This is a genomic window from Ferrimicrobium acidiphilum DSM 19497, from assembly GCF_000949255.1.
In the GTDB taxonomy this organism is placed as follows: Bacteria; Actinomycetota; Acidimicrobiia; order Acidimicrobiales; family Acidimicrobiaceae; genus Ferrimicrobium; species Ferrimicrobium acidiphilum.
In genome coordinates this window covers 1-15,126 of the sequence record NZ_JXUW01000023.1, presented here as the reverse complement: position 1 = coordinate 15,126, position 15,126 = coordinate 1, and the positions used below count along the sequence as shown (strand labels likewise).

The 15,126-nt window shown below is 54.5% G+C and carries 11 protein-coding genes, 1 tRNA gene and 2 pseudogenes; 9 read left to right on the top strand and 5 right to left on the bottom strand.

Annotation, left to right across the window (positions count from 1 at the left end; translation table 11 throughout):
- Position 1: 1 nt before the first annotated feature.
- Positions 2–1,060, bottom strand: coding sequence for a 4-hydroxy-3-methylbut-2-enyl diphosphate reductase (gene ispH / locus FEAC_RS10370; protein WP_052566222.1), 1,059 nt, complete (start codon positions 1,058–1,060; stop codon positions 2–4).
- Between the two features lie 77 nt (positions 1,061–1,137).
- Here ispH and FEAC_RS10365 point away from each other — a divergent pair, with 77 nt between their 5' ends.
- From FEAC_RS10365 to FEAC_RS16440, 7 genes and pseudogenes are all read left to right on the top strand, one after another.
- Positions 1,138–2,529 (top strand): DUF512 domain-containing protein, encoded by a 1,392-nt coding sequence (locus tag FEAC_RS10365; protein ID WP_035390538.1) that lies wholly within the window; start codon positions 1,138–1,140, stop codon positions 2,527–2,529.
- Entirely contained in the window at positions 2,522–3,886 is a 1,365-nt protein-coding gene (gene der / locus FEAC_RS10360; protein ID WP_236684641.1) for a ribosome biogenesis GTPase Der, read from the top strand. Before FEAC_RS10365 ends, der begins: the two co-directional genes overlap by 8 nt.
- A gap of 59 nt (positions 3,887–3,945) precedes the next feature.
- On the top strand, positions 3,946–5,466 hold the full coding sequence (locus tag FEAC_RS10355; protein ID WP_035390540.1) for an acyl-CoA carboxylase subunit beta: 1,521 nt from the start codon (positions 3,946–3,948) through the stop codon (positions 5,464–5,466).
- 365 nt (positions 5,467–5,831) lie between these two features.
- Positions 5,832–6,719 carry an MBL fold metallo-hydrolase gene (locus FEAC_RS10350; protein ID WP_035390541.1) on the top strand — a complete coding sequence of 296 codons (888 nt, stop codon included), beginning with the start codon at positions 5,832–5,834 and terminating at the stop codon, positions 6,717–6,719.
- Positions 6,720–6,730: 11 nt separating this feature from the next.
- The gene (locus tag FEAC_RS10345; RefSeq protein WP_052566221.1) at positions 6,731–7,891 is read left to right on the top strand and encodes a methyl-accepting chemotaxis protein; all 1,161 of its coding nucleotides are present in this window, start codon (positions 6,731–6,733) and stop codon (positions 7,889–7,891) included.
- Between the two features lie 91 nt (positions 7,892–7,982).
- A tRNA-Pro gene (locus FEAC_RS10340) sits at positions 7,983–8,060 on the top strand.
- A 1,019-nt stretch (positions 8,061–9,079) separates the two neighbouring features.
- Positions 9,080–9,780, top strand: a pseudogene (locus FEAC_RS16440) (transposase); the annotation flags it as partial.
- Between the two features lie 89 nt (positions 9,781–9,869).
- Here FEAC_RS16440 and FEAC_RS16120 read toward each other — a convergent pair.
- From FEAC_RS16120 to istA, 3 genes are read right to left on the bottom strand one after another with little or no spacing between them, the layout of a single operon-like run.
- Positions 9,870–10,130: an ATP-binding protein gene (locus FEAC_RS16120; RefSeq protein ID WP_269078270.1), complete on the bottom strand. Its 261-nt coding sequence runs from the start codon at positions 10,128–10,130 to the stop codon at positions 9,870–9,872.
- A complete protein-coding gene (locus tag FEAC_RS16115) occupies positions 10,117–10,614 on the bottom strand; it encodes an ATP-binding protein (RefSeq protein ID WP_269078269.1) in 498 nt (165 codons plus the stop codon). The genes FEAC_RS16120 and FEAC_RS16115 overlap by 14 nt, the downstream gene beginning before the upstream one ends.
- A 21-nt stretch (positions 10,615–10,635) precedes the next feature.
- Positions 10,636–12,183, bottom strand: coding sequence for an IS21 family transposase (istA, locus tag FEAC_RS10320; RefSeq protein WP_419195368.1), 1,548 nt, complete (start codon positions 12,181–12,183; stop codon positions 10,636–10,638).
- A 141-nt stretch (positions 12,184–12,324) separates the two neighbouring features.
- Between istA and FEAC_RS16435 the strand changes: the two are divergent.
- Positions 12,325–12,899, top strand: a pseudogene (locus FEAC_RS16435) (IS256 family transposase); the annotation flags it as partial.
- Positions 12,900–13,205: 306 nt separating this feature from the next.
- On the opposite strand, the gene FEAC_RS10305 reads toward FEAC_RS16435, so the two are convergent.
- The gene (locus FEAC_RS10305; RefSeq protein ID WP_035392420.1) at positions 13,206–14,372 is read right to left on the bottom strand and encodes an acyl-CoA dehydrogenase family protein; all 1,167 of its coding nucleotides are present in this window, start codon (positions 14,370–14,372) and stop codon (positions 13,206–13,208) included.
- A gap of 267 nt (positions 14,373–14,639) precedes the next feature.
- Here FEAC_RS10305 and FEAC_RS14810 point away from each other — a divergent pair.
- Positions 14,640–15,126: helix-turn-helix domain-containing protein (locus FEAC_RS14810; RefSeq protein ID WP_160290380.1), on the top strand; the 487-nt coding region annotated here is incomplete at its 3' end.

Genomic DNA, 15,126 nt, shown 5'->3' with positions numbered 1-15,126 from the left:
TTTAGTCGACTGAGGGGTCTGGATGCCAGTCGGGTTCGGTGGCGAGATCGGCGAGGGCGTCGCGCGCTAAGTCGTGAAGCCCCACCTCTGCTGAAGCTTCTTTGCCCAAGAGTAGCGCCGCAGCGGCGGAGAGACCGGCCAAGAGCTCTCGCAACTCAGGTGGGGCTGGAAAGAATTCATCTTCAGCTATAGCGCTCACGATCTCTGGCTCGTCACGAGCTTGGAGTCGCTCAACCACGCGGGCGACTACGTCCTCGGCTGCCGACGCACCGGCGGTGATGCCTACGTTGCCGGAGATGTCATTGGGTAGTTCGGCCTCGGAGTTGATTCGAAGCACCCTGGATACCCCTTTGGCCTTGGCGACGCGCTCTAGCGCGCGTGTGTTCGAGGAGTTTGCGGATCCAATCACGACAAGGGTATCTACTCGCGGTGCGATCTCCGCGATGGCTGCCTGTCTGTTTGTGGTGGCATAGCACAGATCTGAGCGTCCGGGCATCCATACAGGACCCAGACGATCCTTGGTTCTGTCTGCGAGTTCCTGCCACTCCGGCACCGCAAGTGTCGTCTGGGCTAGGAGAGCGATCGGGCGTTCGTCCTTGACAAGCGCCTCCACGTCAGCAATGGTCTCGACAAAATCTACCGAATTAGGGGCCTCTGCGGTGGCACCAATGGCCTCCTCGTGACCGCGATGGCCGATGTATACAATTCGGTATCCCTTGCTGGCTCTGGTGCGAATCTCATGGTGAACCTTGGTGACGAGGGGGCAGACGGCATCGATTACAGTTCCTCCTTGGCCTCGTGCCGCCTCGACGACCTCGGGAGCCGAGCCATGGGCGCTCAGCATAATGGGAGATCCCTCCGGTACCTGGGAGATGTCAGGAACGAAGATGACGCCAACACGCGAGAACGCCTCGACCACCAATTGGTTATGGACGATCTCATGGTAGCAATAGACCGGGGGTGGGAAAATCCGCACCATCCAGGCGAGCGCGTTAATCGCCTTTTCGACGCCGGCGCAGAAGCCGCGAGGAGATGCCAAGATGACTTTGTCGACTGTCACAGATTCTCAGTCTAGACGGGATCGAAACCTCTAGGATTGCCTTTAAAGCTGGTGTGGACCCTTTAGGCTGGTGCTGTATGCCTTACCCCTCCATCCTTCGTGTATCTTCAGGTTCCCCAGCAGAGCGCGCGGGAATCGTGGCAGGCGATGCGTTGGTGGCGGTTAATGGCGTTCCTCCGCGAGATATCATCGATTACCAGCAGTTGGTCGATGGACCGGATCCATTAGTCACCATTCAACGGGCTGGCCTAGAGATTGAAGTTCCAGTCGATAAGCCGGCTGGGACGTTGGTTGGGATGGAGATTTCAGACGCACTCTTTGATAAGGTGCGCACCTGCGATAACCACTGCGAGTTCTGTTTCATCTATCAGCTTCCGAAGGGGTTGCGACGTACGTTGTACGTGAAGGATGATGATTATCGTCTATCGTTCCTCTACGGCAACTTCACGACGTTGACTCGCTTTACTGAAGCCGACTTTGAACGTGTTATCACCGAACGGTTAAGTCCACTCTATGTATCGATCCACACGACTGACCCGCTGTTGCGCGCTGAGATGTTGCGCAACCGTAGAGGAGCTACTTCTCTGCGCTGGCTTGAGCATCTGCTTGATGCAGGAGTCACCGTCCATGGCCAGATTGTACTGGCACCAGCGATAAACGATGGTGATCGACTGCGCGCAACGTTGACCGATATTCTGCTCCGCTTCCCAAAGCTCGCCTCGGTTGGCGTTGTTCCGTTGGGTGTATCTAAGTACACCAAGGAGCCAAGGATGCGTCCGATGACTAAGGAAGAGGCTAGGGAGGCGATAGCGACGGTGGAGGAGTTCTCCGATGTTGCTCAGGCGATGCTTGGAAAGACGATGGTCTACTGCTCCGACGAGTTCTATCTGTTGGGCGAGATGGAGTTTCCTCCCTACTCCAGCTACGCCGATTTCGAACAGCTCGAGAACGGGGTTGGAGTGACGCGAGCGTTTGAACGCGAGTTTGCGTTGCTAGAACGCACAAAGTCGGCGGGTCACTCTGGCTTCTTCTCCTCGATCGATGGAGCGCCTGCGCTAGGCTATCGCGCCGTCCGGTTTCGTCCGAAGGGTTTTGGCCAACGACGATCGGCTGGGGCGGTGTCGGTGGCTATCGTCACCTCGACCTATGGCAAGCTAGCACTTGGGCGAGTCTTCGAATCGAAGGGTCAGGCACCTGTCGACGTCATCGAGGTGACTAATGAGTTTTTTGGAGGAAACATCGCAGTGACTGGATTAATGAGTGGTCAAGATGTTGCCCGCGCTATTGCCACTACCGACTACGACCGACTGCTTCTGCCAGATGTCTGTCTTAGCGAGGGGCGTTTCATAGATGGTCTTGATGCTCGAGAACTGCCACGAGAGGTTGAGGTGGTACCGACAGATGGCGCCTCGTTGGCGGCGGCGCTCCAAGGAACAACCTTTCCATTGATTGGAGGAGCACGTGGCTGAGGTGACCAAAGTCGCAATCGTCGGGCGCCCGAACGTCGGGAAGTCATCGCTGTTTAACCGGATGGTCGGTAGGCGAGTAGCGGTCGTCGAAGAACGAGCAAAAGTTACGCGTGATTTAAAGGTCGGCGAGACACGTTGGCGAGGCCGGGTATTCGAGTTTATGGATACCGGTGGTTGGCTTGGCAAAGGCGATGCGCTGGATCTAAAGGTGTCAAAGATGGCCGAGCGAGCAGTGCGCGAGGCTGATGTAGTGCTTTTCATGGTCGATGTCCGCACTGGTGTAACCGATGAGGATCTCGACGTCGCCAAGATGCTCCACCGTCGCCCAGGATCGACAGTGTTAGTCGCCAACAAGGTAGATCACGAACGCTATGATGCACAGATCTACGAGTTCCTCCAGCTTGGATTTGGTGATCCAGTGGCGATCTCAGCCATGCATGGTCGCAACACTGGTGACTTGTTAGATGCATTGGGTGAACTAACCGGAGGATTCGCGAACGATGCTCCCGGTGAGATGCCCGTCTTTGACGATCGGGTAGACGAAGATGAGCAGGAGGATCTCCCACTTACCGATGCAGTCCGAGTCGAGGCGCTTGAACTAACGGTGGCCATAGTCGGGCGCCCGAACGCCGGCAAGTCGACGCTGTTCAACCGCGTCGTCGGGCAGGAACGAGCGGTGGTCTATGACCGACCGGGGACCACGGTTGATACCATCGATACCGTGATCGAGACCGAGATGGGCCCGGTTCGTTTCTTTGATACCGCAGGTCTGCGCAGACGGTCTCGATACGCTGAGGCTACCGAGTACTACTCGATGGTGAGGACCTTGAGGGCCATCGATAGTTGTAACGTCGCGATCCTGGTAGTCGATGCGACCACGGGAGTAACCGGTTGGGATCAGCGTCTTGCAGAGCGAATCGACCTGGCAGGATCTCCTATTGTTCTAGTTCTCAATAAATGGGATCTCCTCGACCATGATGCGCGGTTGATGGTGAATGCGCAGGTAAGTGATCGACTCTCGTTCCTTACGGGTGTTGAACCTATGCGTATCTCTGCTCAGAGTGGCAAGGGCGTGCACCGTCTCCTACCTAAGATCTTCGAGGCTCAAACTGCCTATAGATCTAGGGTGCCGACCGGCGAACTTAATCGCTTTCTCCGTTCTCTGCAGGGAGCTAACCCGCCGCGAGAGGGTCGTATTCTTTACATAGTTCAAGGTGCTACCGAACCTCCTACGTTTACCCTGTTCACTAGCAAGCCGTTGACGGCGTCATACCTCAAGTTCTTGGAGAATCGGATTCGTGACCAATACAAGTTGGGCTCAACTCCGGTAAAACTTCGTGTGCGACGCAGGGATTAACTTAACTGAGGGCTTTGCTCGGAATGAGGGCAGCAGATCGACTGGGAGGTAGGAGAAGGATGAGCGAACGGGTAGTTACGCGTGCAGAACAGATCAAGTACGGATGGCCAAAATCCGTAGAAGACAAGCTTCAGAAGTCTGAGAAGCTCCATGCTCGCGAGCGGATCTCTCTCCTTGTCGACCAGGGTTCGTTCCGCGAGGATGGTCTCTTCGCGAACGAGCGCGATCCCAGCCTCCCTGCAGATGGGGTGATCACAGGCACTGGGGTGATCGATGGTCGTCCAGTAGCGATCATGGCCAATGATCAGACCGTCAAGGCTGGATCTTGGGGAGCTCGTACGGTTGAGAAGATTATTCGGATTACCGAGCTTGCCTATGCGCAGTCGTTACCTATTTTCTATCTGGTCGACTCGGCTGGAGCCCGGATCACAGACCAAGTTGACCTTTTCCCTGGTCGTAGAGGTGCCGGTAGGATTTTTGCGAACCAGGTAAGACTCTCTGGTCGAGTCCCGCAGATATGTTGCCTATTTGGCCCATCTGCCGCCGGGGGTGCCTATATTCCTGCGTTTTGTGATGTGGTTTTTATGGTAGAGAAGAACGCCTCTATGTACCTTGGTTCGCCACGAATGGCTGAGGTGGTGATCGGCGAGCGAGTTACCCTCGACGAAATGGGGGGTGCAAGGATGCACGCCTCGGTCTCGGGCTGTGGTGACAACCTGGTGACAGATGATGAGGCGGCAATTGTTGCCGCGCGAGCCTACCTTTCGTATCTTCCAAGGTGTTACGAAGACGATCCTCCACGCGAGGAGGGTATAGATCCTGTGGTTGAGTTTGACGACTCGATGATTCCATCGCAGCCACAACAGGGGTATGACATGCATGCGGTCATCAACTCTATAGTCGACGCCGGCAGCTTTTTCGAGATCAAGCCGCTCTTTGCCACCGAGATCTTGGTTGGCTTTGCTCGCTTAGATGGAGCGACCATCGGCATAGTAGCGAACAATCCGATGTCAAAGGGCGGAGTGTTGTTTGTAGATTCGGCCGACAAGGCGGCTCGGTTCATCTGGAACTGCGATGCCTTCAATATCCCACTTCTCTTCTTAGCGGATGTTCCAGGCTTTATGATCGGATCAGAGGTTGAACGTCAGGGGATCATTCGACATGGTGCCAAGATGATCACTGCTGTAGCCGAGGCTACGGTGCCCAAAATATCGGTGATCGTCCGCAAGGCCTATGGGGCTGGACTCTACGCCATGTGTGGACCCGGTTTCTCTCCAGAGGCGACGATAGCACTGCCGTCTGCGGCTATAGCTGTGATGGGTCCGGAGCCAGCGGTGAACGCCGTGTATTACAACAAGATTGCCAGCATCGAGGACCCCGAGGAACGAGCGGAGTTTATCCGGGCCAAACGAGAGGAGTACGAGAAGGATGTTGATCTCCTTCGTCTGGCTAGTGACCTGGTAGTTGACGCGATTATAGAGGGTCGTTTTTTGCGCCAGGAGCTTATCGCCCGCTTCAGTCGCGCGGGTCGGCGCGACCGTGCCTTCTCGAGTCGGCGACATGGAGTGCCGCCGGTCTAGATGTTGGACCAGACTTGCGGTTAGACTTGAGTTATGCCTTGGTGCGAGAGTTGTGAACGTTTTCAAGACTCAGAGGAGATTGACCGTGAGGGTCATTGTCCTGGTTGTGGGACGGTTATCGCGGCTCCAAAGAAAAAGCCATGGCACTTCAAGCTTTTGATAGTGGCAACGGTTCTGTACTTGACCTACAGGCTGGTTCAACTGATTCTCTGGCTCCATCACGTTCTATAGCATCATGAGTCATATCTCCATAGTGCTAAGCCGCCATGACAGCTAAATCCAATTCTCCCAGCGGACCAACCGCTAGTCACCTGGACGTCTCTCAGTCTGCTACAGTTCGATCCAGGGGCAAGGATACCAAGACGGTGGAGGTGGGGGAGGGAGTCTTTGCCTACCTACAGCGAGATGGATCCTGGTATCTCAACAATGCAGGAATCATTCCTGATCGTAAGCTCTCGTACCTGATAGATTCTGCCGCGACTATTACTCGGACTAAGGCCCTGGTTGCTGAGGCACGTCGCCTAGGAGTGGGCGATCGAGTTGGGATGGTGGCTACCCATCACCATGGCGACCATACCAATGGGAATGCGTTTATAGATCCGAGCTTTCTGATCAGCCATGCTGCAGTACGGGACGAATTGAAACAGGGTTTCGCGGTGCCACCAGCAGGATTGTTCACAGCTGTCGACTGGGGTGAGATCGAACTCAGACCACCCGACATCACCTTCGCTCGAGAGCTGACACTCGAGGTAGGTGGGCGTAGGGTAGAGCTTCGCCACTTGGGTTACCCGGCGCATACATTGGGCGACTGTGTCGTCTATTTTCCAGATGATCGTCTCCTATTCGCAGGTGATCTCGCCTTTGAGGGTGGGACTCCTTTTGCGCTCATGGGTTCGGTGCGAGGCTGGCTCGCTTGCCTTGGCGAGTTGCGTTTGCTTGATGTTGAGACGGTAGTGCCGGGACATGGTGAGATTTGTGCGATGGGTGTGTTCGACGATGTGGAACGCTACCTGCGTTTTGTTCTTGACTTGGCCGAGCGGGCCATCGATGCAGCGATCACCCCACTCGAGGCTGCCTACGACTCCGATTTGGGCGAGTTTGCCGACTGGCATAATCAAGAGCGTATCGTAGGAAACTTGCACAGAGCGATGGCCGAGCTATCAGGAACCGAGTCGGGTGGTACTATGGATGTAGCGATGGCCTTTGCGGACATGGTGACCTATAACGGTGGCCCACTCACCTGTTTCGCCTAACGTTCTACTCCTTGAATCAAGCTCTTCTGAATCGTGCCGATGATCGTTATATGGGAAGAGGTTTTGCTGGCCTGAGACGTTCGACTGCGATTGGGAGGGAGGTTCTCGATCGCCTTGATGCGCTCGTGGTGCTGGCAACTCCGGATTCCGAAGCGCGTATCACTTACGTTAGCCCCCAAGCCGAACGGCAACTTAAACTTGGTTCTGCTGGCGGTAACGCGACACTCGTGCAGCTTTTTGATGACTCCGACCGTATTCGCCGGCAACTACAGCGGTTGCTTGCAGGACAAGTAAAAGATCATGTTGAACTCGATTATCAAGCTGGTGATCGCCAGTTCGTTGCCAAGGTTCTCCTGCTGAAGAATACCGAGAACCAGTCGGAGGATTGTTTTGTTGTGCAGTGGCGCGAAGTATCGCTACGGGTGCGCGACGACCAACAGCGCCGAGAGTCCGACTTGCACCGATCTTCGGTCGTTACCGAGGCGGTTAGCCAGATCGCGGCTGCAGTGGAGGAGCTCTCTGTAACCGCCGGCGAAGTTGCGGCTAACACAAGGGTGGTCAAGGAGGCGGCGGAGTCAGTTAATGGTAAGGCCGCCGAGAGCCGTGATATCTTCTTCGCCGCTAAAGGAGCTATAGACGAGATTTCAAGACGCATGACTGAGACCTCGGCTACACTAGCGCGTCTTTCCGAGAAAACTAAGTTGATCGATGCGATGGTGTCCACTATACAAGGGATAGCTGATCAGACAAATCTTCTTGCACTTAATGCTGCTATCGAGGCCGCGCGAGCTGGTGCGGCGGGTAGGGGATTCGGGGTCGTTGCGGATGAAGTGCGTCAACTAGCAAGTCGAGCACGGGGTGCAGCATCTGAGATTGCGGGTCGTATCGCTGAAGTCCGAAATGGCACTATCGAGGTGAGTGAGGGATTCGAGGAGAGCTTTCAAGAGGCCCTTCGTGGCGCTACGAATGCAGAGGCTGCTGCGATAGCGCTTGAAGACATATTGACCGCTAATCGACAGGTACGTGAAATGCTGCTTCGCATCAATAGTGCTACAGAACAGCAAGAGGAGGCGACTATGGAGATCTCCAATCGATTGTCTGGGATTCTTGTCGCCACTGAAGGCACCGCTGACGATTCGAGGCGACGGTTCGGAGTGCGTGAAGAGTTGTAATATCTGGATGCTTCGGGTCCCACAACAGAGACCGAGGCTGATTCCGATAGACGTGACTTCGTGGCCCCATGTTCTCGTTAGAATGGGGGCACGGGCTGTGGCGCAGCTTGGTTAGCGCGCTTGACTGGGGGTCAAGAGGTCGGGAGTTCAAATCTCCCCAGCCCGACCATAAATATCCAGGTCAGAGGCTAGAAATCAATTGTCTTCCACCTTCGTACTCTTCAGCGGTTGCCTATCCGGTTGCCTATGGTAGCCGGGATAGGCTGACGTGTCCGGTAGCGAGTCGAGTGAATGGAGTGATGTTGACGTCCACCTGTATCAAGAGTTGGAGCGAAGAGTCCCAGTGATATGAATGGATTCCAGGCGGCCTTGCCTCGGTCGGGCACACAGCGTCAGACATAGGTGTTTTCCTTTACGGTTGTGCTAGTTATTGCTTGTTGAGGACGTCGCGGCGTGAAGGCTGAGAGGGGCTGACTATCTCAGTTCTCCTGGAGCCGATTGGTCCGATTCCTGCAATCCCACCAGGATTACGCCGTCTACTCTCTGCTCTCCCTCCTTCTGGCAACCTGAAGTTTGTGCAGCGAGGCTGTGGCGCAGTCGGTGACTGACGTGGCTCCGATTATGCCAGGAGGCGTGGTCCGGTGGGTCGTCAATTGTAGAGATTCAATTATATTCAGCGATCCACCTATCGCTGAGTGGATAGGTGGATTGCGCTTTGGGTTCTTGAGATGCCCTTGGGTTGGATTGCACAGATACTTGCCTTGGGGTTTCATCGTGACGGCCGGCAGAGGCGGCGGTGCGCCCAGGGCTATGATCATACACTTCCATCTAATCCGTAGTTGGCTCTTGAGCTCTTCAATCGAGGTCATGAGTTTGCATCAGCGCAGCTCAGAGCAGGTATTGTGTTCAACAGTTGTCGAGAACACTCATGGTTGTTCAGAATTCCGTGACATTTTCTGTGACACAAATTGGTAGCCATGTCAGGCGTAGCAAAGCTCTCAACCACATCCGGACTGGACAACACCTGTTGCTCCCCAGCGTCAAGATGGCCCGGCATATGTCTAGCGTCCACCATAACTGGTCGCTAATAAAGCCGGATCGGTTTTCACTTCAAAACATGCTTCCCGTATCTATTATGGTCGGTCCTCTCACAATTAGGAGTGGATCAGATAGGGTTCACCACTCCACACCTACGCCGTAACTGATGCGGTAACCGAGCTGTTGCGCGTTCATGCCAGGCATCTGATCGCTACCGCTCTTGAGGTAGAGGTGACTGAGATGGTAAACGAGCTCAAGAGTGCCGGTAGGGACGTAGTGCGCAATGGCTACCTCCCCGAGCGATCCATCACCACCGCGATCGGTGACGAGCGAAGTTGAGGTACCAAGAATCCGCTCTCGTGACGGCGATGGGTCGATCAACTTCTCATCCAAACTCATTCCTCCCTACCTACGCAGATCCAAGTCCATCGATGCCTGGGTCGCCTATGCCTACCTGAAGGGAATCTCAGAACGCGATAAAGCCTAAGTTCTTAAAGCTTGTCCAAGGCGAGCGAGCCAAGAAGCTGACACCCAATCGTTGACAATGGGGCATCGTCTCCTCCCTCAAAGTCGAGTGGAAGACCAAGTCCGACGAATGGAAGAAGCGTGGCCTCTCTAGAGATACCTTCTCCTACATTTACGCCGACGGCATCTACCAAGAGATCAGAGGGGATAACCCCAAGCTCTGCGTGCTTGTGGTCATCGGAGTCGATGACCAGGGGAGCAAACACCTCCTCACTTTGGAAAATGGAACGAGAGAATCCACTCAATCCTGGCGAGAGTGCACATTTCGCTCATTTCGGACACCGAATCCGGAGTTTTCGGACAGTCTCGGACGGGGAGCCATCGGGTGCCACGCCTAACCCCTACCTCACCTCCTTTCTGGTGACTGTTCTTGGTCGGTGACCCATCGTTCTCATCTTAGGTGTTGGACCTCTTCTCATCCCTGTGCTTCGGGTGGTTGGGTTACCTTGCGCATCGATTCTCCGTTGAGTTCGATGCGGTGAAGGTTCGTTGTTAAGCGGTCAAGAAGAGCGTCAGCGATCGTCGGGTCACCAATGCTTGCGTACCAGTTGGCAACTGGGAGTTGTGAGGTAAGGATCGTTGAGCGAAGTCCATGACGATCCTCGATCACCTCTAAGGTGTCACTGGCAGCATCTGGGTTGATGGGTCGAATGAGAAAGTCATCAAGTATCAACACCTCCACCTTGGACCAGGCATTCATGAGACGTGCCAGTCTCGGAATCACCGCGGGCGATGCCAAGCTCTTCGAGCATTCGCGGATACCGCAGATAGAGAGCCGAGTGCCCCTGACGGATGGCCGCATGCCCAAGGGCACACGCCACATAGGTCTTACCCACTCCCGTGGGTCCAAAAACGGCTACTTGGTCGTGGTTGCGTACCCAGTTCGCGCTTGCCAAGGACAGCACCTGGGAACGGTCAAGACCCCGTGAGGCTCGAAAGTCAAGGGACTCTATGCTTGCCCCGGAGCGTAACTTGGCTGCCCGCAAGAGTCGTTCCATCCGACGCTCATCTCGGTAGCTGATCTCGGCAGTCACGAGATGGCTAAGGCGTTCGTCAAATCCCAGGGTGAGAAACTCAGATGAACGCGACTGTTGTTCTAGAGGGTCGATCATTCCTTCGAGTCGGAGACGCCCTAAGGCTTCAATGGTCTGATTGGTCATGGTATTTCCTTTCTTGGTTGGTTACTGGTAGTAGTCGGAACCACGAAGGTTCTCATGGATAGGTCCGGGTTCCGAGGGAGGTGTTTCACCTGGTGGTGGTGCACTATCGAGTCCGTTCTTTAGAATCGAGGCCACACTGCGATAGGAGTAGGACCCAAGGGAAAGAGCGCGACTACAGGCTGCCTCGAGACGCTCTGGTGAGTACGTCTTTGCAAGACTCATGATGCCAAGACAGCTCCGGTATCCCTGTTCTGGGTGTGGACGGCGCTCGAGTACTCCCTCAACCAGGGCTCCCGTCATTGGACCGGTGGTCTTGGCCCAGTTGATAATGCGTGAGGGACTCCACTCGAGGTGAGCCCGGTGAGAGGCTGGCATGTGCGAGGGGTCCGTGGTAAAGCCGTAACGGACACTACTGCGTGGATGGAGAGCCACTCTGACCCCCTTGGCAAAGATCTGCACACTCTTCTCTGATAGTCGTACCTCGACGTGGGTGCCTACCAGGCGGTAGGGTACCGAATAGTAGTGACGGTCAGCGCTCACGATGATGTGATAGTCAATGCTGACCTTGGCTCGCCTCCAGGTAGCAAACTCATAGGGAGTAGCTGGTAGCGGGCGCAGATGGTCACGTTCAATCGTCTCAAACAACTCCTGACGTGAGGTACCAAGGGATTTGGTAACCCGGTGGTTAAGATCCCAGGTGAGCTTTACGATCTCTGCGTTGGCCTCTGCGAGACTATGGAAGTGACGGTTGCGTAGCCGTGCGAGAATCCAGCGTTCAACCACAAGAACTGCCACCTCAACTTTGGGTTTATCTCGAGGGTGATAGGGACGAGCAGGCAGTACGGTCATCTGATAGTGTGTAGCCATCTCAAGGTAGGTCGCATTGGGAACAGGCTCATACCGGTCAGCCTTGGTAACCGCGGTACGCATACCGTCACACACGATCGCATCTGTCACCCCGCCAAAGGAGCTAAACGCGCGGGTGTGAGCGCCAATGACGTGATAGAGGTTCTGATTCGCCAAAGCCTCTACGTAGGTCAGGTTCGAGGCCCCAAGGACGGCGACGAAGATCTGGGCGTAGAACTCTACCTCGTCATCTGGACCATAGATAGGAAGGGTGTCCCCGGCGAAGTCGACGAAGGTCTTAGCCCCCGCCACGTGACGTTGGCGCATGGTTGGAGAGAGGGTGTCCGCGAATCGTCGGTAGTACTCGCAGAACTGGGTGTAGCCATAGCCATCGGGATGGGCCTCTCGGTACTCAACCCAGAGGAGCATGAGCGTCATGTGGGGACGCTTCAACTCCCGGTGTAGATAGCCAAGATCGGGCATTGGTTTAGCATGAACGGGTGGCGTGTTGGCCCCAAACAATAGGGACTCTAAGCCATCGTCGTCAAGGTCGTCTGGAAGCGGCCAACACAGGCCAGCTTGCTTTGCCCGTTTGACATAGTCAGATACCGTGCTCTTTGGGAGCGAACAGGCTTGAGAGATTTCTCGTATTGAGCGGCGCTCGGAAAGTGAGAGCCTTAGTACTTCTCTGATTTGGCGCATGATGATGCGGGGACGTGACACAACTACCTCCTCGGAAAACTCGTTGTCCGATTCAGTATGGCTACCTCAGTGGCCCACCCTGTCTAGGTGTCCGAAAACTCCGAAACGGGTGTCCGGATTGGACCGAAACGGGTGTCCGAAAACCTCCGAAATCTGCAGCGAGAGGTCCTCATCGATCTAAAGAGTAGAGGAATGAACGAACCCTTGCTCGCCATTGGAGATGGTGCCCTTGGTTTCTGGGCAGCACTTTCAGAGATCTACCCCGGGACCAAGCACCAACGCTGCTGGTTCCACAAGACGGCCAACATCTTCCAACCACGTGCCCAAATCTCTGCGTCCAAAGGTTAAGGAGGATATCCATGAGGTTTTCCAAGTCTCCGACCAGGAATCATGCCAAGCGGGCTATCGCCACGTTCGAGACCAAGTACGGAGCCAAGTACCCAAAGGCTGTTCACTGCCTGACCAAGGATACCGATGCCCTCTTGGCCTTCTATGACTTCCCAGCTGAGCACTGGGTACACCTTCGGACAAGTAATCCAATCGAGTCGACCTTCTCCATGGTCCGTCATAGAACCATCAAGGTCAAGGGTGCCTTCTCGAATGAATCTGCTCTCTCGATGCTCTATCAGCTAGGTGTAGAGGCTGAGAAGTCCTGCTTCCGATACTGCAACAAAAACCCACCAAAAACGACCCAAAACACCTTCCGATATCAAGGTCACACTCTCGCACTACGCTGACCCTTATGACTCTTGCCATCGAAACGTATCGCCTCGCTCTCGCCAAATCACCCTTATCTACCAACACTCGACGTGCCTACGAGTCGAGAGTGGCTGGATATCTTGCATGGCTGGCCACCGCCGGTGTCGATGGTGATCCGTTAACTTACCCGAGCGCTCGTGATTGGTCGGTCCGTGACTCTAGAGTTAATTGATTCGTTTGGTTACTTCGTTCGTACCTTGAAGTTTGCGCGTTGCCGAGTTTTGATTAGGCAATGCTGCAGGCTTGTACTGATTGCTAGAAATTAAGGTACGATCATCTCCGAATTAATGGTAGGCGGCGATACCGGTCAGTGCTTCTCCTACTACCAGAGTGTGCATCTCATTAGTTCCCTCGTAGGTGTAAACCGACTCGAGGTTTACCATATGGCGCATCACGGGATACTCGAGTGTCACTCCATTGGCGCCCAAGATATTGCGACATTCTCTGGCGATGGATAGGGCTTCTCTGGCGCTGTTTAACTTTCCTATATTGACCTGGACCGGATTCAGTGTTCCCTGGTCCTTGAGGCGTGCGAGGTGGAGTGCTAGCAAAATGCCCTTTCCGAGTTCGACTGCCATATCGACATACTTCTTTTGCGTCAGTTGATATCCAGCTATGGGGCGATCAAACTGGATTCGCTCACGGCCATATTGGATAGCCGTCTCAAGGCATTCCCTAGCGGCTCCGAGCGCTCCAAAGATGATCCCAAAGCGAGCCTCATTGAGACATGTCAAGGGACCGCGCAGACTTGAGACGTTAGGTAGAACTGCATCCGCTGGGAGACGAATTCCATCTAATACCAGCTCAGAGGTAACCGAAGCACGTAGGGATAATTTATGGTGAATCAAATTTGCGGAAAATCCGGCCGTATCGGTTGGGACTATAAAACCCCTAATGCCTTCATCGGTTTGTGCCCAAATCACTGCCACGTCTGCCACGTTGCCGTTTGTGATCCACATCTTGGTCCCGTTGAGAACCCAATCGCTTCCGTCGCGTTTGGCGTGAGTTCGCATCCCACTTGGATCAGATCCAAAGTCTGGTTCAGTGAGCCCGAAGCAACCAATCTTCTCGCCGCTCGCCATGTGGGGGAGCCATTCTTGTTTTTGTTCCTCAGAGCCGAAAGCATGGATTGCTTTCATTGCAAGAGAGCCCTGTACGCTAACTAATGATCGGATTCCAGAGTCTCCGGCTTCGAGTTCCAGACAAGCTAATCCGTAGGCCACTGCTGTAGTTCCAGCACATCCGTACCCTTCTAGATGCATACCAAGAACCCCGAGTTTTCCGAGTGCAAGCGAAAGTTCTTTGGCGGGAATGTGGCCCTGCTCGAACCAGGTTGCTACTTCGGGTTTGATGTGCTTTGTGACGTAACTGCGTACCACGTCACGCATCTCGCGTTCCTCGTCGTACAGCAGACCATCGATGTCAAATAGGCTTTCTGGTGTCTCAAGAATACGTGGCACAACTCTCCTCATTTTAACCTCGCGATCAGAGATCGCAAAAATCTATGTTCATATCGACTGTTTGCAGTTTATAGTTTGCTGGCAGGTGGATCAAATTGGGCTCTATTGACATTCATGTGGATAGATTTGGCCTGGATCTGATCCATAGCCCCAGTTCAGTGGGGGTATTTGAGGCTGAAGTAGCCACATAAGAAACGCACACGGTTTCTGAGCTCTAAATTTGGTGTTGGAAACCCATCAAAAAGGGAGTTCAGAACCGTGCGCGCTACCTCTCTAGTTAAGCAGATGCTGGGCCTTCGCAGTGTCACCGTCATCGAGGTTTTAGTTCGTCCACACGAACTGCTGGTAAAGCTCAGGCTTACCCGATCGCGGTTGGTATGCCCTAAGTGCTCCTATACGACCCGGTCCTGTTATGACACGAGAACGCTCGACTCCCGATGGAGACACCTCGACATCGGGATTCACCAGACGTGGCTCTCGTGCCAGCTGAGACGACTCCGGTGTCCAACCCACGGGGTGATCACTGAGGCAGTACCATTTGCCCGACCAGTTGGGGAGTCGCGGTTTACGAGGGACTTCGAACACCTGGTAGCTTGGGCATGTGCCAAGATGGATAAGACCACGGTGACAAAACTGCTCAGAGTCGCCTGGCGTACGGTAGGAACGATCTGTGAACGAGTCGTCACTGAAGAGCTCGATCCCAACCGTCTTGATGACCTCTTCATTCTCGGGGTTGACAAGATCA